This is a genomic window from Salinicola socius (assembly GCF_001937195.1).
Classification (GTDB): domain Bacteria; phylum Pseudomonadota; class Gammaproteobacteria; order Pseudomonadales; family Halomonadaceae; genus Salinicola; species Salinicola socius.
In genome coordinates this window covers 112,519-133,311 of sequence record NZ_MSDO01000005.1, presented here as the reverse complement: position 1 = coordinate 133,311, position 20,793 = coordinate 112,519, and the positions used below count along the sequence as shown (strand labels likewise).

The following is a 20,793-nucleotide window of genomic DNA, read 5'->3' as shown; positions in this document are numbered from 1 at the left end:
CTCGACGTCGAAACGAACGCCCACCGATCGGTGGGCGTTTTTGTGTCAGGCCGGTCTAAGCCCGTCCAGACTTTATCCGTCCAGACTTTGCACGATGGTCCGCGAGTTCCCATACTCACTGTTAACCAAACCTAGGATTGCCTGCCACCGTGCCCCACTTTCGCGATACCCATGCCGACACTTCCGCTTCGGGTTCTCTACCTCGGCTGTTCGTGACCAAGCTCATTCATTTTACCAAGAAACTGGTCCGGATCTTCACCCGCCCGATGCGCGGAGACCGGGGCGAAGGCGGGGTCATCGTTCATCCGTATCGCGGCTACGGCTCGCATTCGGAAGCCTTCATCATGGGGCGCGTGTTTCGCCAGCCCGGCCGATTGGCGGGCTGGAAGCAAGGTGGCGTCGCCAGTGACCTGGTCGATGTCGCCCGCCGCGTGGTGAGGCACGGGGTCAGAGATGCCCGGGTGGATATCCGGCTGGGCGCGACCCACGCGACCGTCACCACCGATCGCGACGGCTACTTCCACGCACATATCGACATTACCCACACCCTGCCCGCCGAGGCGATCTGGCATTCGGTCAAGCTACAGGTCGTCTCGGAAGACGACGCCATCAGCACTGAAACCGAAATTTACATTCCGCCGGCGAGTACCGATCTGATCGTGATCAGCGATATCGACGACACGGTGATGTACACCGGTGTCGCCAACAAGTTGAAGATGCTCTACCGGCTTTTCATGGAGAAAGCCGATCGACGCACCGCCTTTCCGGGCGTCGCCGCGCTGTATCGCGCTCTCTACGGCGGCGCGGAAGGCAATCGTCAGCGCCCCATGCTTTACGTCTCGCGAGGCCCTTGGAGCATCTACGAGGTGCTCGAGGCGTTCTTCAACCTCAACCATATTCCGGTTGGGCCGATCCTGTTCCTGCGCGAATGGGGCATGACCATAAAACGCCCCTGGCCACGCAAGGCCGAGGATCACAAGTCCGATGTCATCAACAACATGCTGTCGCTCTACGACTCGCTACCGTTCATTCTCATCGGCGACAGCGGCCAGCGCGACCCCGAGGTCTACACCGAGATCGTCAAGGCGCATCCGGATCGCGTTCGCGCCATCTACATCCGCAAGGTGGATAACGACCCGGAGCGAGACGTCGCGATCGAAGCCTTGGCCAACGAGGTTCGCCTTGCCGGCTGCGAACTGATTCTCGCCCACGACAGCGTCAGCATGGCGGAGCACGCGCTGTCGAAAGGGTATATTTCCGAGGAAAGTTGCCAAGCGGTACGCGAGGATACGCACGAGCAGCAGCGGCAGTAAGCCGTTGTTTACCGCCCTTTTGCTTCGTGCATTGTCGCCGCTGGCATGAGAGAGGCACCAACCTTGGGCGTTCAGATCAATGGAAATGGCTTGACGTGGGCCACGCCCCACTCACCGGAATTGTGCGAACGAAGCGAGTAGGATTTCAGTTTGTCGTGGTTTGCTTTGCATTGCGCTGTGCCTATCAAACAAAATTGAAAAAGCTTTCTTTCACCTGAAATGAGCGAAGGCGTGCTTGTTGCAAAAATACCGAACTGAACGGCATTTTCATCCCAGCATAGAAAAAGCGACTGACAGTATCTTCTTCACAATTTTCGGGTCCTCGCCACGAGCAAGCTGTGACGAAGCAGAGCTGATCTGTGCATCGATATAGGTTGCTGCAAACTCTGATGACATGTCTGCAGCAAACTCGCCTTTGGCCTTTGAACGCTCCACCCATTGCCTGAAAGCAGCCAACGCTTGCTCTTCAAGGAGATAAACTTGTGCTCGCGTTGCTTCACCCAACTGCGTACGTGATTCACGCATTTTAGTAAAAAGGCACCCCATTGGGGAATCATGTTGACAACCCGTTGAAGTGGCAAATGATACCAGGCTATCAAGGGTCTCTCGAAACGAATTTTCACTTTGCAACATCTGCTGCACAGGGTTTAGTACTTGTTCCTGATACCTGACAATGACGGCTTTCATCAAGCCATCTTCATTCGAAAATTCACGATAAAGCCCTGGCTTCGAGACACCGGATCTCCTGCAAATCTCATTCAGGGATAAGCTGCCGATGTCCCCTTTCCAATAGGCTTCCATTGCCACATCCAAAACGTGGTCTCGATCCAGGGTCTTGGGTCGCCCCCTTGAAAGCTTCGTTGGGTCTGAACTCATTTTTATACCGCTCGGTATTTTAATTTGACATGTGGTGCCTGCGGCATTATTGTACCACCTGGTATTTAATTGGCAACCTGGCAGGCATGAAAAATGAGCGACACAAAAGCAAACATAGTTATCACGGGAAGCAGTAGTGGGTTCGGCCAGAAGTCAGTAAAAGACTTTGCAGATAAAGGCTATCGGGTGTTCGCTACCATGCGTGGCCCAGAAGGCAAGAATGCTGCAGTGAAGGCCGAGCTGGAAGCGTATAGCGATTCCATCCATGTCGTTGATATGGATGTCACGAGTGACGAATCCGTCGAGACGGCCATTGCAGGTGTGCTGGCTAAAGTGGATAAGATTGATATTTTGCTTAACAATGCAGGCGTGATGTATCTCGGCATTACGGAAGCTTTTAGCATTGCCCAAGCCAGAGAACAGATGGAAACCAACTACTATGGTGCCATGCGCACTATACAGGCTGTTTTACCGGCTATGCGTGAGGCCGAGTCCGGACTGATCATCAATACCTCATCCATGGTTGGTCAGATTTCAGCACCGTATTTCTCTACCTACGCCGCCACCAAACATGCTTTGGAAGGCTACCTTCAAGGCTTACGCTACGAAGTGGCACCCTTCGGTATTGATATTGCCATCGTGCAGCCAGGCCCGTTCCCGACAGGCCTTACTGCAGCAGGGCAACAACCTAGACGCACAGACATACTGGTCAGCTACGGTGAACTGGCAAGGATTCCCGCCGCCATGTTCGAGGAATTCGGAAAATTCATGCAGAGTGATCAAGCGCCTGATCCACAGATGGTTGTAGATGCCTACTTGGCGTTAGCCGATATGCCTGCTGGCAAACGCCCTACACGTACAGCTGTCGGCATGGTTTGGGGGGTCGATGAAATCAACGCTGCCAAACAACCCATCCAGGACCGTGTGTTGAAAGAAATGCAACTAGACAAGGTACTAGGCGGCGCTGACGCGTAATGCCAGGTAACAGGGGCAAACCATTCTTTGCCCCTGTTACCGTCAGTCATATCACCATCGCATCCTTCGCTGGAGGGGTCCAGTAGCCGCTATCTAACTCCGATTAGCTCAGCGAAATTGAAGGCGCGCAAGGGTCACTACACGACCTGCATGACAAGTATTAGATAGCGCGCTCGTTTTCCCACTTGAACGAGCACGCACGTTCAATAACTTATCCAGCGCGCCATTTCTCACTTAACCCATTGATTTCAGGTCAGACTCAGAGTGATTCGGCGCGTCATGCAGGATTCGAGTGCTGACGGTTTTTGTCGGACCCGACAATTCTGTAGATAACAAGTATCGAAACCCAACTGGTCGTTACATGGCGAGCATCGATTCGAGAGAACCGCTCGCCATGTTCAGCTTCAGGTCGGTTTCAGGCGGCCCTGCCGGAGGCGATATCGGCGACCAGCGCCTTGAGCACGCGCCAGAACTCTTCGACGGATGAAAGCTCGGTGCGCTCGGTCGGTGAATGCGCACCGCGAATCACCGGGCCGAACGAGATCATTTCCAGCTGCGGGTACTTGCCGCCGATGATGCCGCACTCAAGCCCGGCGTGGATCACCTTGACCGCTGGATCTTCGCCCAGCTGTTCTCGGTGAAGGCGGCGAAAACGGGTCAGCAGCGTGCTGTCCGCGCTCGGAGTCCAGCCCGGGTAGACGTTCTCGACCCGCGTCTGGGCGCCGATCAGGCCGAACAGCGCAGTGAAGCGGTCCGCCAGATTGCGTGTCGCGCTATCGCGCAGCGAACGCACCAGCGCGCAGAGATGAAAACGCCCGTTCTCCAGCGAGACCACGCCGAGGTTGTTGGAAGTCTCGACCACGCCCGGGACTTCGACGCTCATGCGCTCGACGCCGTAGGGGGCGGCGTGGAGCGCGGATACCAGCAGCTCGGTGGCGGTATCGGTCAGCGCTTCCACGTCCTCGCAGGAGACCGCCGCCGGTGACAGCGTCAACGTCACGTCGTCGTCGACACCCGCCAGCTCTTCGCGATAGAGCCTCTGCAAGCCGGCAAGCGCGTCTTCCACCGCAGGCAGATGATGTTCATCGACCACGATCGTCGCGAACGCTTCGCGCGGCAGCGCATTGCGCAGCGTACCGCCCTGATAGTCCACCAGCCGAATCTCGAACTCGCCCAGCCTACGCAGCGCCCTGACCAACAACTGGTTGGCGTTGCCGAGCTCCTTGTGAATATCGGCACCCGAGTGCCCACCGACCAGACCGGTCAGGGAGACTCGCCGCATCACCTCCTCTTCGTCACAACCGCGCATCGGCAGGTCGGCGTCGACGACGACGTCGGCACCGCCGGCGCAGCCGATATAGACCTCGCCCCGGTCCTCGGAGTCGAGATTGAGCAGATAACGGCCTTCCAGCCAGCCTTCGTCAAGCGACAGCGCGCCCTGCAGCGATGTCTCCTCCTCCAGCGTGAACAGCGCCTCGATCGGGCCGTGATCGATATCGTCCGCTTCCAGAATCGCCAGCGCCGCCGCGACGCCGAGGCCATTGTCGGCACCGAGGGTGGTGCCGCGGGCGTGGAGCCAGCCATTCTCGACGTAGGTATCGAGCGGATCGGTAAGGAAATCGTGGGGATGATCGCTGTTGGCCTGGGTGACCATGTCGAGATGCCCCTGCAGGATCACGCCGGGCACGGTCTCGCAGCCCGGGCTCGCCGCCCGGCGGATCCGCAGGTTGCCGTAGCTGTCACGATCGTGGGCCAGACCGTTGTCGTCGGCCCAGCGCTCGAGAATGTCGATCAGCTTCGCTTCGTGGCCAGAGGAGCGCGGCGTATTGCAGAGCGTACGAAAATGACGCCACACGGGCTCGGGGGAGAGTTGCAGCAGATGATCGTTCATGGTCGATTCCAGCCTCGTCGTGCGGCGAGCGTGCCACCGCCACGGGTGTCGAAAGAAAGAGTGATGAATGCAGTCTGGGCCGGCAGCGCGCCGCGGCCCGTTTCGGAAAACGCTGCATAAATCGGCGAGCAGGATGAAGGGCAAGGCGCCCGGAGCGCAGGAACCGGAACCCATGGGTCATAGGTGAGGATTCCGACCGGGCTGGCGCTCCAGCCCCGCGCCACGAAGCGATTCGCCTGCGCAGACATGTATGCAGCGTTTCCCCTGAGGTGCCAATACCTTACTCGCCTGATCCCAGCTTGACCATATGCGATGAGGCGCGGCGGGAGCTCAAGGAGTGCGCGGGTCGCGATGGTTTTGGTGCCAGGCCAGCAACGCCGATGCCAGTCTTCGCGCCACCGCCAGCCCTTCTCGCCGCCCCAGTGTCGAGAGCGCCTCATCCCGATACTGGAACAGCGCCGCCACGACAGCGGCGACATGAGACGCCGCCGTCAGGTCGAGGTTCTCCCTAGCCGCTTCCGACATCCCCGCCTCCGGCGCGTCTTCTGCCCAACCGGAATCGAGTGCCGGCACAACGGTGGCCGATGGTTGTCGTCGCCACCAGGCGAGCCAGGCCGTGCGCAGCCAGGGCCGAATCAGCGCCAGTTCCCCGCCGCCCGCGGCAAACCAGCCAAGCCGCTCGCATAGATCGGCGGGAATCTGCGGCGGCGCACCCTCTTGCAGCCAGCCCACCACGACGCACGGCTCGATGTCCTTGAGCTCGCTTGCCAGCAGGTCCGGCAGATAACGGACGAAATCGTCGTTCATGCGAGCCAGCGCCTGCCCGGCCTCCGGCGTCAACCCGCGCCCCATCATCTGCGCCGGCTCGCCGCTGGAGGCCTCCCGCGTCAGCCCGACACGCAGCGAGCAGAACCCCAGCCGCCGCCAGAATCGAATCAACGACGGTTCGGCACCGAAGCTCACCCCCAGGCGGTCCAGGCCGCGAGCCAGCGCCGCCGCCGCGACCCGTTCGATCATCGACGCGCCCACGCCCCGACACCGGGCCGCCGGATGAACGGCAATCCGCGTGACCCGCCACCAGCGAGCCAGCGCGGCCGCCTCAAAGCCGCCGTGGGTCGCCAGAGACTGTGCCAGCAGATGGCCACGCGGGCGCCGCTGCCCGCGGTAGATGGCGTTGGCCAGCGTGGCGTCGAAGCCGCCCTCCTGCTGCACCACGCAGATGCCGATCGCTTGCGGCTTGCCCACGGCGTCGCCGACGAAAGCCGCCAGCAGGTGAAGATCGGGGCCATCCAGCAGCTGGCGCAGATCGCTCGGCGAGGTGCGATAGTGGGCCTGTACCAGCAGACCGAAAATCGATCTCAGCAGGGCATCGTCCCGGGCGAGTGCCTCCCGATCCAGCCAGACATACCTGACCGGCACTTCGCAGGCTGCTCCGAAGACCGATTCGGCAATCAACTCGGGAGCGGCGATATCGGCATCCAGACACAGGAGATCTCGTGTCAGCGACTCCAGCGGGTCTTCGGTGCCCCAGCGAATCGGTGTTTCGAGCTGCAGCCGCCGCCAGTCCGGCGTCAATCGGTCCAACGCGTCACGCAGGCGCACTTCGAACCCGCGCCCGGTGCCTTCGTAGCCGTGCACGGTGGTGGCGAAGGCAATGCGCGGAAAGTGCCGTAGCCAGCTCATCAACCGCGCCGCGGGAATCGATGCCGCCTCGTCAACGAACAGCGTCGGCGGCGATCGAGCGTCGATGCCGGTCGCCGCCAGCGCCGGCACCACCTGCTCCGGGGTCAACCACTCGCACCGGCAATCGCGGCCGTCCACGACGACCTCGAAGCGATTGGCCTCGCGCCGACCGCCGGGCAGCAGCTGCTCGAGGCGATCGAACACGGCGTCGACCGCGACCAGACTCGACGCCGTGATCCAGAGCCGCTGCTCACCCTGCCGCAGACGCCGCGCCGCGGCAATGCCCATCGCGGCACTCTTGCCACGCCCGCGATCGGCCACCAGCACCACGGGGCGTCGGCGCCGCATCCGGGTCAGTCGCGATACCGCCACGGCCTGATCCGAAGTGAGACAATCACCGGCGGCTTCGGCTTCTGTCTCACCAGCGGCTTCGGACTCGGTGCGGTTTGCATCGGATGGCGTGGGCGCGCCGGCATCCGCCCAGGCGGGCGCGATCGGCAGCGCAGCGTCTGCCGGCCACGCGGCCAGTTCGTTGCCGCGGCGCAGTTGGGTGGCGAGGCGGCGCAGGTAGCGCGTCGACAGGGTTTCCACCGCGTGGGGCCAATGCGCGAGGCGCCGATAATCGGCATCCGCACGCCAGTCCGGGCTGGCCGGCTCTCGCCAGTGCTCCGGCGTCAGCAGCACGAGCCAGCCACCGGCCAGCACCGTACCGCTGATGGCACCGAAGGCATCCGGATCGAAGCCGGCCCCGGCGGAGACCGCGTCGAACACTACCAGATCGTGCTCGCTACCTAACCGACTGCGGACGCGGGATGCGCTCAGGCGTTTCACCCCGGACGGCCAGGTCACAGCACCGTCGGGGGACGACAGCTCGGGGCCGATCCACAGCGGCGACTGCCAGTGCCCCGCGGCGATCCAGGTTCGCGCTTTCCGGATCGCGTTCGAGGCGTCGTCGGCAATCCACAGCACACCACGCCAGCGCCGCCGCCGGAGGACATCGCCTTGCTCGGTCAGCCAGGCGGAAAGTGAAGGATCCGTGTCGGGCGTGGTCATGGGCAGGCCCTAGCCGAACGCACCGCCGAGATCGGGTTTCAGGGTCGGACAGTAGCGCGCGGCGAGAACCGCCAGCGCAATGCCGCCCAGCGTCAACGCCACCGGCAGCCAGCTGAAAACGACACCGGACGACGTATACAGATAGAGAAAGAATATCGCCATCACGCCGCCGCCCATCAGGCGCCCGGCCTTGATCCCTGCCAGATAGACGCTCAACAGCACGCCGACGAAAGGGATCAGCACGCTGAACAGATTGATCACGAATTCGCGCCCGCCGGCCGCCACACCCGGTAGAATCAGCTGCGCCACCAGTTCCCACCCGACCAGATAGACCACCACCGGCGCGGCAAAGCTGCCGATCAGACGCAGCACGGTGCGAGTCGGTTCGTCGGCGCCGGGTTTGGGTCGTTGCGGTGAAGTCATGGTGAGAATCCTGCCAGTCGTCGGTCGAGAGATTGGCGCTATTGAATCATTGGCGCCCGGGCCTTGCCAGCCGAGGGATCTCGAGGGTAAGCACAGAAGGGATCGGCGAGCGAGGCGATGCTCAAGGCGAACGACGCCGCGCCTTGCAGCGCGGACATTCATCACGTGTTTGCCTAGTGTTCGATCTTCTTGAGCAGGAACACCAGCGGCACGCTCAGCAGATAGATGTAGCCAAGCCACAGGAAGATATCGTTATAGGCCAGCACCTGGGCCTGAACGCCGAAGCGCTGCCCGAGCAGGGCCACCGCGCTGTGGTAGGGGTCGGCGACGTGCCCGATCAGCATCGACTGATAGTTGGCGATCTGCTGCTGCACCACGACACGCCCTTGATCGAGCGCCGGGATCAGCTGATTCCAGTGATAATCCACCCGCCAGTCGCGCACGGTGTCGAGCATCGCCAGGCCGACCGCGCCGCCCAGATTTCTCATCACGCTGAAAAGTCCGGCGGCGTTGCCCAGCTCCTGGGGCGGCAGCGTGCCCAGCGCAATTCGCGATGCCGGGATGATACACATGATCATGCCGATACCGCGCACGATCTGCGGCCAGAAGAACTGCCAGAAGCCGGATTCGCTGGTCAGATTGTTGTTCATCAGCGTGCCGATGCCGATCAGCATCAGGCCGAAGAACAGCAGCACGCGCAGATCGACCGAGTTGGTCAGCCGCCCCACGATCGGCGCGGTGAAGAACATCGCCACCCCGGTGACGAACATCACCTCGCCGATCTGCAGACTCGAGTAGCCTCTCACCCCGCCCAGAAACAGCGGCATCAGATAGACCAGACCGTACATCGCGATCCCGACCACGAACACCAGCCCGGTGCCGATCGAAAAGTTGAGATTGCGGAAAGCGTGCAGGTCGACGATCGGCGAGTGGTAGGTGAACACGCGCCAGAAGAATCCGATGCAGGAGACGGCACACAGCAGTGTCATCCCCACGATCAACCCGCTCGCGAACCAGTCGTCGCCGGGGCCCTCCTCGAGCACGAACTCGAGGCTGCCGAGGAACAGCGCGATCAGGATCAGGCCGCGGAAATCGAGGCGCTTGGCGACGCTGGCATCGCCCTCGTCGATATCGAGGAAGCGCCAGGCCGCCAGCGTGACGAGGATCCCGGGAATCACGTTGGCCAGAAACAGCCAGTGCCAGCTGAAAATTTCGGTGACATAGCCGCCCACGGTGGGGCCGATCGATGGCGCCATGGTCACCACCATGCCGATCACGCCCTGCACCGCGCCCATGGCGCGACGCGGAAACAGCGAAAAACTGATCGCCTGGGTGATCGGGATCATCGCGCCACCCATGAAGCCCTGAATGGCACGCAGCACGATCAGCTGTTCGATGCTGGTGGCAAGCGCACATCCCAGGCTCGCCAGGGTGAAACCGGCACACGAGATGACGAACGCGACACGGGTGGAGAGCCAGCGCATCAACACGCCGGAAAGCGGGATCATGATGATCTCCGCAACCAGATAGGAGGTCTGGATCCAGGAGATCTCGTCGCTGCTCGCCGCCACCCCGGCCTGGATCTCGTTCAGCGAGCTGGCGACGATCTGGATGTCCAGAATCGCCATGAACATGCCGAACACCGCCGCGATGAAGCCGAAGCGGTAATGCCACGAGGGCATCTCCTGCGGGCCGGCCCCCGTGGGCGCTGCCACCTCACTCATGATCGAGGCTCACGGCGTGCCGATGACTCTCCGTCTGTCATCATGAGCCGGGGCCGTCTTCCAGATGCGGGCCTGGATCGAAGTAGATCGCCTGACCATCGACTTCCCGAGTGTCGACCGAAGGCACGACCGAGAGGCCGGCCTGCAGCCGCCACAATTGATCCTCGGGACCGGTGACACGAATCTTGACCGGCACGCGCTGCACGATCTTGTTGAAGTTGCCGGTGGCGTTATCCTGCGGCAGCAGGCTGAACTGGGTGCCGGTGGCAGGCGCCACGCTGTCGATCTTGCCGGTGAACTCGATATCGGGATAGGCATCCACCTCCAGCGACACCGGCTGGCCAACTCGCATCCGTTCGATCTGGGTCTCCTTGTAGTTGCCGACCACGTAAGCGCTCGAGACCGGCACCAGCTGCATCAGGGTGAGCGACGGCTGGGCCAGATCGCCCGGTTCGACGCTCAGGTTTCCGATCACGCCATCGCGCCTGGCGACGATACGGGTCTTGGCGAGCTGGCTCTGGGCATAATCGATATCGGCCTGGGCCGCATCGCGGTTTGCCTTGGCGCTATCGATCGAGGCCCGATCGGCCGACAGCCGCCGCTTGGCCGATTCGACGCTGGCCTGGCGCGCCGCCAACGTCGCCTGGGCAACGCGAAGCGTGGCCTGATCGTCCTGCAGCTGCTGGCGCGAGGCGTAGTTGTTCGCGGCCAGCGACTGGGACCGTTCGAGATGCTGGCGCGCCTGGGATACGTCCGACTGTGCCGCCGTCACCTGCGCCTGCGCTTCGTCGATGCTGGCCTGGTCGAGATCGACCTGCCGCTCTGCCTGGATCACGTTGGCGGTGCTGACAGCCAGTTGCGCTCGGGACTGGGCCAACTGGCTGCGAGTATCCCGATCGTCGAGCTGCACCAGCAGGTCGCCCTGCTTGACGCGCTGATTGTCGTCCACCGCCACGTCGATGACTCGCGCGCTGAGCTCGGCGCGTACGGCGACGCTGTCGGTATGCACGTAGGCGTTGTCCGTCTCGACGAAGTAACGCCCGGTGTGCCACCAGCGCCACACGAGGACCAGCGCGACTGCCAGCACTACCAGAACGACTGCCGCCGAATAGAGTTTTTTCTTGATCTTCATGCCGAGCCTTTTTCGAGTCAGGGACGTACGCCCACTCAATGTGTAGTGTAGACTACACTATCTTTTGAAAAACGCCATCTCGCGCAACAAGAATCGCGCCATGTCGGCACGAGGAAACGCCATGCCACCGATCTCTCCCAAGGATTCACCGCCAACGACCGAGCGCGGCCGACAGCGCCGGGATGCGCTGCTCGATGCGGCACAGCGGCTATTTCTCGAGCGCGGCTACGGCCAGGTCAGCGTCAACGATATCGTCGCCCAGGCCGGCGGCTCGTTGTCGACCCTTTATCGCCACTTCGGCAACAAGGAAGGTCTGTTTCAGGCCATGATCGAACGTCGGTCTCATCATATCTACGACACGCTGACCGCAGAAGGCGTCGATGAACTGCCCATCGAAGCCGCTCTTCAACGGCTCGGGATCGATCTGCTGATCAAGGTCATGGACGAGGAAACCCTGGGCATCTACCGCGAAGTCGTGGCCGAGAGCCCACGCCAGCCCCAGTTGGCCCGGCTGTTCTTCGATGGTGGCCCGGGGCGTGTCCGTCGCGCACTGGCGGATTATTTCGATCGCCGGGCAAGGCGGCGGCTGATGCCGACAGGCGGCAGCGTCGAACTCGCCGGGATCTTTCTCGGCATGCTGCTCGGCGAGTGGCACCTCATTCGCGTGCTGCAACTGGAATCGCCGCCCTCTCGGGCGGCGATTGAAGCGCGTGTTGCGCGCTGCGTCACGCTGTTCCTGCACGGCACTGAAGACCTTTCGTCAGGACGAAGCCAGTAGCGCTTCTATCGTGATCGGCAGGTCCCGATAGCGCTTGCCGGTGGCGTGATAGATCGCGTTGGCGATCGCTGGCGCCACCCCGGTGAGACCGATCTCGCCGACGCCACGGCCCCCGAATTCATTGTGCTTGAAGTCCGGATAGTCGAGCAGTTCGACGTCGATCTCCGGCGCATCGGCATGCGTCGGCACGATGTAGTCGGCCACGTTGGCATTGATCAGCCGCGCGTCACGCGGGTCGTAGTCGAGCTTTTCGAGAAGCCCCATGCCGAGCCCCATGACGATGCCGCCTTCGACCTGATTGCGCGCCGTCGGTGGATTGATCGCCCGGCCGATGTCGATCGTGGACACCACCCGGGCCACGCGTACGCGCGATATCTCGGGATCGATACGGATCTCGACGAAGTGCGCGCCGAACGAGCGGAAACTGTACTCGCTTCGCTCGTCGCCCGGCGCGGCGCTCCCCTTGCCATTGACGCTCGAGAGCTTGCTGGTCTCGAGAATCTCCGCGAAGCTCACCCGACGCTTGCCATCGGTCAGGCCGCCCGCTTCGGCAGAAAGCGAGTCGGCATCGCTGCCTTCGAACGCGCCGCCGCTGCCAACCGCCACTTCCTTGATCGCATCCAGCGCGTCGCGCACCGCGGCGGCCACGGCCGGTAGCACCGTGGCTGTCGCCATGGAGCCGCCCGAGAGCGGCCCGGCCGGCAGGCTGGTCTCGCCCAGCTTGACCTCGATACGCGAAAGATCCGTACCGGTCAGCTCGGCGACGGCCTGCGCCACGATGGTGTAGGTGCCGGTGCCGATATCCTGGGTGCCGCAGGCGGCGAACAGCGAGCCATCGGCGCGCAGTTCGACCCGCGCCTCGCAGGGCTGGCGCCCGGCGGACCAGGTGCACGATGCCATGCCGTAGCCGATGATCTCGTCACCGTCGCGCATCGAGCCGATGGCCGGGTCGCGCTTGTCCCAGCCGAACCGGCGGGCCGCACTGGTAAGGCACTCGTCGAGATGCTTGCTCGACCACGGCAGACCGCTGGCCGGGTCCTGCTCGGCGTTGTTCTTCTGGCGCAGCGCGACCGGGTCCATGCCCAGCTCGACCGCCAGTTCGTCCATCGCCGTTTCCAGCGCGAAGATACCCGAGACTTCACCGGGTGCGCGCATCGGGCAAGGCGTGCCGTGATTCACTTCGAGCACGCGCTGGCTGGTCGAGACGTTGTCGCAGGCATAGAAGCTCGGGGTGGCGCTGCCGCAGGCATCGACGTATTGGTGCACCCATGATGTCTCGGTGGTGCTGTCGTGTATCACCGAGGTCAGTTTGCCGCTGCGATCGGCGCCCAGGCGAACGCGCTGACGCGAAGCCGGGCGATTGCCGCCGCCGGTCATGTCCTGCTGGCGTGGCAGCACCACCTTGACCGGCCGGCCGACCATACGCGCCGCCACGGCGGTCGCTACGGCATGGGGCCACATGAACAGTTTGTTGCCGAAGCCCGAACCGATGTAGTGCGAGATGACCTCGAGGTTTTCCTGGGCGATACCGAAGATGCGCGCCATCGCATTGCGCTGGAAGAAGACGCCCTGGGTCGATTCGTGCACCACCAGGCGCTTGCCGTCGTCGCGCCACTCGGCAAGCGTCGCGTGCATCTCCATCTGCAGATGACTTTCGGCCGCGATCTGGTAGGTCGAGTCGATTTTCACCTCGGCACCCCCGAACGCCGCCTCGGGGTCTCCTCGGGACGTGCCCGCGCTCTCCTGCAGTTCACCCTGGGTGTCGGTGTGCAGAAGCCCGACCACGGCCCCATCGTCTTCCCGGTAGCGAGCGACGACGCGCTGGGCGGCGGCCCGCGCCTGTTCGAAGGTTTCCGCCACGACGAGCGCCACGTACTGGCCGTGATAATAGATGCGCTCGTCCTCGAACGGCAGGCGCACCTCGCTGACCATGTCGCCGTGGGCCATGGAGTTGGGCGAACGGTGCAAGCTTTCGAAATGGCCGTGGTGGAGGATATCGACCACGCCCGGCATTGCCAGGGCGTCATCGAGTTCGAGCGATTCGAGCACACCGTTGGCGATCGTCGCCGGCACCGGATAGCCGTAGCGCATGCCCTCGGCCAGCAGTTCGCCGGTGTAGCCGGCCCGGCCGGTCAGTTTGTATTCGCCGTCGATCCGCGGCGTTCGCTGGCCGACCACGCGCGGCTTGGCAAATGCGGATTGGGTCAAATCGTTCATGCCAGGCCCTCCTGTTTTCCGCCCTGACGGGCGAGACGCGTCGCCTCGCGCAGCGCACGAATGATGGATTGTCGCGCCAGCGGAATCTTGAACGCGTTGTGCTCGAGCGGCGTGGCCCCACCCAGGGCAATGTCCGCCGCACGCTCGAAAGTCGCCATCTCGGCGGGTTGGCCGACCAGCGCCGCTTCGGCCTCGGGGCAGCGCCACGGCTTGGTCCCGACGCCGCCGAGCGCCACCCGGGCCTCGCCGATCATCTCGCCATCCAGCGACAGCTGCGCCGCCGTCGAGGCCAGGGCGAACTCGTACGACGCCCGATCCCGAAGCTTGAGGTAGTACGACCCTGCCGGCGCCAGCGGCGGATCCAGCGTGATGGCGGTGATCAGCTCGCCATCGGCCAGATCATGTTCGATGTGCGGGGTATCGCCGGGCAAACGATGGAAATCCTGGAACGCCACTTCGCGCTCACCCTGTGGCCCGCTCAGGGTCAGCGTCGCACCGATGGCGGCCATCGCGACACACATGTCGGAAGGGTGCACCGCGACGCATGCGTCGCTGCCGCCCAGCACGGCGTTCAACCGATTGAGACCGTGCCGGGCATCGCAACCGCTGCCCGGTTCACGCCGATTGCAGGCCGCGGCGGGATCGCGATAGTAAGGGCAACGGGTCCGCTGCATCACGTTGCCGGCCGTGGTCGCCATGTTGCGCAACTGGGTCGAGGCGCCGGCCAGCAGCGCCTGCGACAGCACCGGATAGTGCTGCTTGACCTCGGGATGGTGGGCCAGATCGGTGTTGGTCACCAACGCGCCGATCTGGAGGCGGCCATCATCGAGCCATTCGACGTTCTTGAGCGGCAGCGTATTGATATCGACCAGTTCGCTGGGGCGCATGACATCGAGCTTGACCAGATCCAGCAGCGTGGTGCCGCCTGCCACGAAAGCCGCGGTGGGCGTCGTCTGATGCGCGGCGTGTTCGACGCTGTCGGCACGGGAATAGGCAAAAGTTCTCATGCGACGCCCTCCTTGCGGGGAGCGGTCGCATCGTGAGCCAACTGCACTCGGGCCTGCTGGATCGCTTCGAGAATGTTCTTGTAGGCGCCGCAACGGCAGATATTGCCGCTCATGGCTTCCTTGACCGATGCATCGTCTGTGCCGATGCGATCATCCTCGAGCAGCGCCGAGGCCGACATCATCTGACCCGGCGTGCAATAACCGCACTGGAAGGCGTCGCACTCGAGGAAGCTCTGCTGCACCGGATGCAGCTCACCGTCTCGCGCCAGCCCTTCGACGGTGGTGACATGCTGTCCTTCGCACATCACCGCCAGCCGCAGGCAGGAATTCATTGCCTGACCATCGACCTGCACGGTGCAGGCGCCGCACTGGCCATGATCACAGCCTTTCTTGGTACCACCTAGCCCGAGCTGTTCGCGCAACACGTCCAGCAACACGGCGTTGGGGGCGACCTGCAGGGTCAGCGGCTCGCCGTTGAGCGTCAGATTGAGTGACAGCGTCTCGGAAAACGCGGTCCGGGAATGCACGGAATCATCCATCATGCCGGCTCCTCATCAGGAATCGAAAACCGCGGCAGCGAGGCGCGTCACTGCGCCATGCCACGGTTCGTTGTCAGGCGTCGTTATCCAGCACCGTTGTCGTCAATGGGGTTATCGACAGCGATACGCGGGGCGACGATCTCGGGTTACGGTCTTTGGCTCAGATCCTTGGATACCGTCTCGAGCTCAGTTCTTTTGCTCAGATCTTTTGTTCAGATCCTGGGTGACGATGTTCGATGACAGTCCGCAGGCCTGGCCGACGGATCGGTTGTTCATCTCGAGAATCATCGGATAGCCGGTGTTGTCAGGACACCGGGGCGATCCATCGACAACAGCATAGACACCCCGCCCGGATCTCGCCCGGCCCGGCGCCGAGAAATTTTGTCGCACCGTGCCCCAGCGCGTTCGACTTCCGTTAAGCTCGTCGGCCAACGAATGTCTACCGGTTGAACGGGTCGATGAATACGCTGCTGCTGGTTCTGATTTTGCTGTTGGTCGCCTCGGCGACCGGGGTCATTACACGCTTTGTCCCCGCCCTGCCCACACCGCTGATCCAGATCGCCCTCGGCGCGGTACTGGCCTGGCCGGCCTCGGGGCTGCATGTCGAGCTCGAGCCGGAAATCTTCCTGTTGCTGTTCATTGCCCCGCTGCTGTTCTCCGATGCCAGGCGATTCCCTCAACGAGAATTCATGATTCTGCGCGGGCCGATCCTGGCCCTGGCCCTGGGGCTGGTGCTGTTCACGGTGGTCGGCGTCGGCTTTTTCATTCATGTCCTGTTTCCGACGCTGTCGCTGGCGATCTGCTTCGCATTGGCAGCGATTCTTTCGCCCACCGATGCCGTAGCGGTATCGTCGATCTCCGGACGCCTGCCGGTGCCGCCGCGACTGATGAGAATTCTCGAGGGCGAGTCGTTGATGAACGACGCCTCCGGCCTGGTAGCGTTCAAGTTCGCCGTCGCGGCGGCACTGACCGGCACCTTCTCGCTGACCGATGCCGCCGGGAGCTTCCTGCTGATCTCGATCGGCGGCCTGGTCGTGGGCGGGCTGCTGGCTTTCGGTTTCAACGTTCTGCGCACGCGGCTGATCGAGCGACATCTCGGCGAGGCCACCACGGTGCAGGTCATTCTGCTGGTGCTGCTGCTTCCCTTCGCGGCCTACCTGCTGGCGGAGCACCTGGGCATGTCCGGCATTCTCTCCGCCGTGGCCGCCGGCATGGTGATGAACCGCGCCGACATCAAGCGCGTCGGCCAGCTGCATACCCGCATGCAGACCCAGGCGGTGTGGGAGATGCTCGAGTTCGTGCTCAACGCACTGGTCTTTCTGCTGCTGGGTTTCCAACTGCCGGCGATCATCAGCGGCGCGCTGGATCATTCGCTGCACGATATCGGTGACTACGAGTTTCTGCGCCTACTGGGTTACGTGGCGGCGATCTCGATCGCCCTGCTCGCCTCCCGCTTCGTCTGGATCTGGCTCGCCAGCGCCACGGGTAGAGAGCTGTCGCGATTGATGGCCATCCTCAAGCGCCAGCCGCGTCTGCCCTCGCCGGATCGGACCGGGCACGTTCCGCTGAAGCTGATGCTGGCGGCGACACTCGCCGGCATCCGCGGCACGATCACCCTGGCCGCGGCCTTGTCGCTGCCGCATCTGATGAACGACGGCAGCGACTTCCCAGCCCGCGAGCTGATGATTTTCCTGGCCACCGGGGTGATCCTGTTCACGCTGATCACCGGCAGTATCGGGCTGCCGCTGGTGCTGCGGAATCTGAAGATCCCCAATGACACCCATGAGTTCGAGGAAGAGCGCAAGGCGCGCATCGCCGGGGCCGAGGCGGCGATCTATCGCATCGAACGCTACCATCACGATCGCACGGGCGAGTTTGCGCGCAGCCAGACCAACGACGAGACGATCCTCGCCTTCAACGAGATCAGCTCTCAGTTGATGAACTACTATCGCGAACGCCTGACGCTGCACTCGGCCGATACGGCAACGCCTCAGCTCGCCACCTCACGCCAGCTGGAGCGCGACACCCGTCTGGAAGCATTGCGCGCCGAACGCCGCCAGTACTACAAGCTGCGACAGCGCGATCGCATCAACGACAACGTCCTGCGTAAACTGGTCCGCGAGGTCGATCTCGCCGAGGCCGCGCTGACCGGCGACCAGGGCGCGGCACATCACTGATCGCATCACTGACCGATACCTTCAACACGCCGACAGATATCAATACCTGGAGACTTCGCATGCCTCGATTCCTCGCCCACTCGGCACGTGCCGCGTTGTTCGCCGCCGCGCTATTGGGGTTGGCCAATTCCGCATCGGCCCAAGCGCCCGAGTCGACAGCTTCGGGAGACACAGCGCCCTCGGTGCCGGGGCTGATCGTCGCCAGGAGCGACGCCAGCGTTCACGACACCGCCACCCGGTTCGCCGAACAGGTGCGCACCAGCGGCATGACCGTGTTCGCCCGTGTCGATCATCGTCAGAGCGCGATGTCTCGCAGCATGGCGCTGCTGCCCAACGAGGTCATCATCTTCGGCGATCCCAAGAGCGGTACACCGCTGATCCAGTGCGCGCCGAGTGCCGGCATCGACCTGCCGATGAAAGCGCTGATCTGGCAGGACGACGACAACCAGACCTGGCTCGGCTACAACGACCCCGCCTGGATCGCCGAACGCCATGGCGCCGCCGACTGCCCGGCGGTCAAACCGTTGCAGCAGGAGATGCGGAAGCTCGTCGAAGCGACATTGCAGCAGTAGTGTCGCACCCGAAGTCGCAGCGCGACTGAAAAAGCCGCCGCCCTCCGGTTGTCATGTTCAAAGGGCGGCGGCTTTCGTTTGCCGCTGGACACCAAGCGCTTCGCGTCGGTCTATCTGTCTGTCTACTACTACACGCTTCGCAACTTTTTATTCATTACGCACTCCGGATCCATCTATTACGCGCCTCCATCTACTAAGCACTTCGTGCCTGGGGCACGTCGTCCATCAGCTTGTCGAGGGTGATCGGCAGTTCGCGGATACGCTTGCCGGTGGCGTGATGGACCGCGTTGGCGATGGCGGCCGCCAAGCCGGTGACGCCGATCTCGCCGATGCCGCGGGCGCCGTACTCATTGAACGCCAGATCCGGGTGATCGAGCAGGATCACGTCGATTTCCGGCTGGTCGGCGTGCACCGGCACCACGTATTCGGCGTAGTCGTTGTTGACCGGGCGGGCGTTGCGCTGGTCATATTCGGTCGCTTCGAACAGGCCCATGCCGATGCCCATCACCACGGCGCCTTCGACCTGATTGCGCGCGGTGGTTTCGTTGATCACGCGGCCCACGTCGATGGCGCTGACCACCCGCGCCACCCGCAGATGCGAGATACCCGGATCCCAGCGCACCTCGACGAAGTGGGCGCCGAAGGAGCGGTAGGAGTATTTCGAATCGGCCGCCTCGGTATGCGCTTCCCCATCGGCGCTGCCGTAGCGACCGGCTTCCAGAATGTCGGCAAAGCTCACCAGCTTGCCGTCGGCGCTGCGCAGGCCGCCGTCCGCGACTTCCAGATCGTCGCCGGACGCCCCGGCGAAGACGCCATTGCTGCCGGTGGCATAGCGCTTGATCTCGTCGAGCGCCTTGCGCGCCGCCCCGGCGATGGCCGGCAGCGTGGTCGCCGTCGCCCAGGAGCCGCCGGAAACCGGCCCGTCCGGATAGGAGGAGTCCCCCAGCTTGACGGTGATGCGATCGATGGGGATGCCGGTCACGTCGCTGACCGCCTGGGCGACGATGGTGTAAGTGCCGGTGCCGATATCCTGGGTGGCGCAGGAGGCAAACGCCGTACCGTCGGCACGGATCGAGACCCGCGCGTCGCATGGACGCTTCAGCGCTTCCCAGTTGCACGCGGCCATGCCGTAGCCGACGATCTCACGCCCCTTGCGCATGCTGCCGATCTCGGGATTGCGGTCGGCCCAGCCAAACTTCTCCGCCGCCCGGTTCGTCGCTTCGACGATATGGTTGCTGGAGAAATCCAGATCCTGGCTCTCGTCGCGCTCGGCGTAGTTGTCGAGCCGGAACTGCACCGGGTCGACACCGGCAGCGTCAGCCATCTCGTCGATCGCCGATTCCAGTGCGAACAGCCCCGGCGCGGCGCCCGGTGCGCGCATCGAGGTCGGCGTGCCGCGATTCACCTGGGTGGTTTCGTGGCTGACCGTAAGGTTAGGACAGCGGTAGAGACTCTTGGTCACGCTGCCGCAGGTCTCGACGTACTGATCGGTATAGGACGTGGTGTTGATCGCTTCATGACGCAGCGACACCAGCTTGCCGTTCCCGTCCGTCGCCAGGCGCAGGCGCTGACGCGTTTCCGGCCGATGCCCGGTGGTGGTGAACATTTGCTGACGCGGCACGACGAGCTGTACCGGACGCCCGAGTTCCCGGGACACCGCCGCCGTGGCGATGGCGTGCGGCCAGGTCCACAGCTTGCTGCCGAAACCGGAGCCGATGTAGGGCGCGTGCACGGTGATCCGCTCCGGCGGCATGGCGAAGATCTTGGAGAGCGCGTTGCGCGCCACCACCACGCCCTGGGAGGCATCGAAGATCGTCAGATGCTCGTCGTCCCACCAGGCGGTGGAAGCGTGCATCTCCATCGGATTGTGGGTCTCCACCGGCGTGCGGTAGGTCACATCGATGGTGGCCGCCGCGCTATCGAACGCCGAGGCCGCGTCTCCGCGATCATGATTGCCGCTGCCGGCCTGGGTGCCGTTGGCCTCGACGCCCTGGTCGAGATTGGCCACGGCCTGGTCGGTCGAGTAAGTCACCTTGACCCGCCGCGCCGCCGCTCGCGCATTCTCGAAGGTGTCTGCGATCACCAGTGCCACGAACTGCCCTTCGTAGTAGACGCGTTCGTCCTCGAACGGCAGCCGGGTCTCCTCGACCTTGTTGCCCTGGGCGAAGCTCGATGGCGTGTGGTACAGCGTCGGGAAGTGGCTGTGGTGGAAGATATCGACGACGCCGGGCATCTTGCGGGCTTCGTCGACGCTCAACTGCGAAACCTTGCCACTGGCGATGGTGCTGAAGACGCCGTAGCCGTAGGCCAGATTGGGCGGCAGGTTGTCGGCTGCATAGTTGGCGCGGCCGGAGAGCTTGTCCGGGCCGTCGATACGCGGCACACCCGCACCGATGATGCTTTGCTGTTTGTCGCTCATGTTCGATTCTCCTC

At 63.3% G+C, this 20,793-nt stretch carries 15 protein-coding genes; 5 read left to right on the top strand and 10 right to left on the bottom strand.

What is annotated here, in order from left to right:
- Positions 1–149 precede the first annotated feature (149 nt).
- Positions 150–1,313: an App1 family protein gene (locus BTW07_RS05935; RefSeq protein ID WP_341864694.1), complete on the top strand. Its 1,164-nt coding sequence runs from the start codon at positions 150–152 to the stop codon at positions 1,311–1,313.
- Between the two features lie 267 nt (positions 1,314–1,580).
- Here BTW07_RS05935 and BTW07_RS05930 read toward each other — a convergent pair whose 3' ends face one another.
- On the bottom strand, positions 1,581–2,114 hold the full coding sequence (locus BTW07_RS05930; RefSeq protein WP_158025862.1) for a TetR/AcrR family transcriptional regulator: 534 nt from the start codon (positions 2,112–2,114) through the stop codon (positions 1,581–1,583).
- Between the two features lie 168 nt (positions 2,115–2,282).
- Here BTW07_RS05930 and BTW07_RS05925 point away from each other — a divergent pair, with 168 nt between their 5' ends.
- Entirely contained in the window at positions 2,283–3,164 is an 882-nt protein-coding gene (locus BTW07_RS05925; RefSeq protein WP_075569245.1) for an SDR family oxidoreductase, read from the top strand.
- Between the two features lie 415 nt (positions 3,165–3,579).
- On the opposite strand, the gene BTW07_RS05920 is transcribed toward BTW07_RS05925, so the two are convergent.
- The 5 genes from BTW07_RS05920 to BTW07_RS05900 all read right to left on the bottom strand — a co-directional run bounded on the left by BTW07_RS05920 (position 3,580) and on the right by BTW07_RS05900 (position 11,070).
- A complete protein-coding gene (locus BTW07_RS05920) occupies positions 3,580–5,055 on the bottom strand; it encodes an aminoacyl-histidine dipeptidase (RefSeq protein WP_075569244.1) in 1,476 nt (491 codons plus the stop codon).
- A gap of 330 nt (positions 5,056–5,385) precedes the next feature.
- Complete coding sequence (locus BTW07_RS05915) at positions 5,386–7,791, bottom strand: GNAT family N-acetyltransferase (RefSeq protein ID WP_075569243.1); 2,406 nt, start codon at positions 7,789–7,791, stop codon at positions 5,386–5,388.
- Positions 7,792–7,800: 9 nt separating this feature from the next.
- Positions 7,801–8,214 (bottom strand): hypothetical protein, encoded by a 414-nt coding sequence (locus tag BTW07_RS05910; RefSeq protein WP_075569242.1) that lies wholly within the window; start codon positions 8,212–8,214, stop codon positions 7,801–7,803.
- 173 nt (positions 8,215–8,387) lie between these two features.
- Positions 8,388–9,938 carry a DHA2 family efflux MFS transporter permease subunit gene (locus BTW07_RS05905; RefSeq protein ID WP_075569241.1) on the bottom strand — a complete coding sequence of 517 codons (1,551 nt, stop codon included), beginning with the start codon at positions 9,936–9,938 and terminating at the stop codon, positions 8,388–8,390.
- Between the two features lie 40 nt (positions 9,939–9,978).
- Positions 9,979–11,070, bottom strand: a complete 1,092-nt coding sequence (locus BTW07_RS05900) for an HlyD family secretion protein (protein ID WP_075569240.1) — start codon at positions 11,068–11,070, stop codon at positions 9,979–9,981.
- 121 nt (positions 11,071–11,191) lie between these two features.
- Here BTW07_RS05900 and BTW07_RS05895 point away from each other — a divergent pair, with 121 nt between their 5' ends.
- On the top strand, positions 11,192–11,848 hold the full coding sequence (locus BTW07_RS05895; RefSeq protein WP_075569239.1) for a TetR/AcrR family transcriptional regulator: 657 nt from the start codon (positions 11,192–11,194) through the stop codon (positions 11,846–11,848).
- Here the strand turns inward: BTW07_RS05895 and BTW07_RS05890 are convergent.
- The 3 genes from BTW07_RS05890 to BTW07_RS05880 are packed head-to-tail and all read right to left on the bottom strand — an operon-like array spanning position 11,831 to position 15,614.
- Positions 11,831–14,065: a xanthine dehydrogenase family protein molybdopterin-binding subunit gene (locus BTW07_RS05890; protein ID WP_075569238.1), complete on the bottom strand. Its 2,235-nt coding sequence runs from the start codon at positions 14,063–14,065 to the stop codon at positions 11,831–11,833. The genes BTW07_RS05895 and BTW07_RS05890 overlap by 18 nt on opposite strands.
- The gene (locus BTW07_RS05885) at positions 14,062–15,072 is read right to left on the bottom strand and encodes an FAD binding domain-containing protein (RefSeq protein ID WP_075569237.1); all 1,011 of its coding nucleotides are present in this window, start codon (positions 15,070–15,072) and stop codon (positions 14,062–14,064) included. The genes BTW07_RS05890 and BTW07_RS05885 overlap by 4 nt, the downstream gene beginning before the upstream one ends.
- Positions 15,069–15,614, bottom strand: a complete 546-nt coding sequence (locus BTW07_RS05880) for a (2Fe-2S)-binding protein (RefSeq protein ID WP_075569236.1) — start codon at positions 15,612–15,614, stop codon at positions 15,069–15,071. Before BTW07_RS05880 ends, BTW07_RS05885 begins: the two co-directional genes overlap by 4 nt.
- 455 nt (positions 15,615–16,069) lie before the next feature.
- Here BTW07_RS05880 and BTW07_RS05875 point away from each other — a divergent pair, with 455 nt between their 5' ends.
- Both BTW07_RS05875 and BTW07_RS19585 read left to right on the top strand, forming a co-directional pair.
- A complete protein-coding gene (locus BTW07_RS05875; protein ID WP_075569235.1) occupies positions 16,070–17,788 on the top strand; it encodes a Na+/H+ antiporter in 1,719 nt (572 codons plus the stop codon).
- 59 nt (positions 17,789–17,847) lie between these two features.
- Complete coding sequence (locus BTW07_RS19585; protein ID WP_110640789.1) at positions 17,848–18,360, top strand: DUF302 domain-containing protein; 513 nt, start codon at positions 17,848–17,850, stop codon at positions 18,358–18,360.
- Positions 18,361–18,553: 193 nt separating this feature from the next.
- Here BTW07_RS19585 and BTW07_RS05865 read toward each other — a convergent pair whose 3' ends face one another.
- Positions 18,554–20,779 (bottom strand): xanthine dehydrogenase family protein molybdopterin-binding subunit, encoded by a 2,226-nt coding sequence (locus BTW07_RS05865; RefSeq protein ID WP_075569234.1) that lies wholly within the window; start codon positions 20,777–20,779, stop codon positions 18,554–18,556.
- Between the last annotated feature and the right edge of the window lie 14 nt (positions 20,780–20,793).

Coding starts and splice junctions, on each gene's coding strand:
- BTW07_RS05930 (WP_158025862.1), bottom strand. CDS start 2,114: ATGGAAGCCTATTGGAAAGGGGACATCGGCAGCTTATCCCTGAATGAG.
- BTW07_RS05925 (WP_075569245.1), top strand. CDS start 2,283: ATGAGCGACACAAAAGCAAACATAGTTATCACGGGAAGCAGTAGTGGG.
- BTW07_RS05920 (WP_075569244.1), bottom strand. CDS start 5,055: ATGAACGATCATCTGCTGCAACTCTCCCCCGAGCCCGTGTGGCGTCAT.
- BTW07_RS05915 (WP_075569243.1), bottom strand. CDS start 7,791: ATGACCACGCCCGACACGGATCCTTCACTTTCCGCCTGGCTGACCGAG.
- BTW07_RS05910 (WP_075569242.1), bottom strand. CDS start 8,214: ATGACTTCACCGCAACGACCCAAACCCGGCGCCGACGAACCGACTCGC.
- BTW07_RS05905 (WP_075569241.1), bottom strand. CDS start 9,938: ATGAGTGAGGTGGCAGCGCCCACGGGGGCCGGCCCGCAGGAGATGCCC.
- BTW07_RS05900 (WP_075569240.1), bottom strand. CDS start 11,070: ATGAAGATCAAGAAAAAACTCTATTCGGCGGCAGTCGTTCTGGTAGTG.
- BTW07_RS05895 (WP_075569239.1), top strand. CDS start 11,192: ATGCCACCGATCTCTCCCAAGGATTCACCGCCAACGACCGAGCGCGGC.
- BTW07_RS05890 (WP_075569238.1), bottom strand. CDS start 14,065: ATGAACGATTTGACCCAATCCGCATTTGCCAAGCCGCGCGTGGTCGGC.
- BTW07_RS05885 (WP_075569237.1), bottom strand. CDS start 15,072: ATGAGAACTTTTGCCTATTCCCGTGCCGACAGCGTCGAACACGCCGCG.
- BTW07_RS05880 (WP_075569236.1), bottom strand. CDS start 15,614: ATGATGGATGATTCCGTGCATTCCCGGACCGCGTTTTCCGAGACGCTG.
- BTW07_RS05875 (WP_075569235.1), top strand. CDS start 16,070: ATGAATACGCTGCTGCTGGTTCTGATTTTGCTGTTGGTCGCCTCGGCG.
- BTW07_RS19585 (WP_110640789.1), top strand. CDS start 17,848: ATGCCTCGATTCCTCGCCCACTCGGCACGTGCCGCGTTGTTCGCCGCC.
- BTW07_RS05865 (WP_075569234.1), bottom strand. CDS start 20,779: ATGAGCGACAAACAGCAAAGCATCATCGGTGCGGGTGTGCCGCGTATC.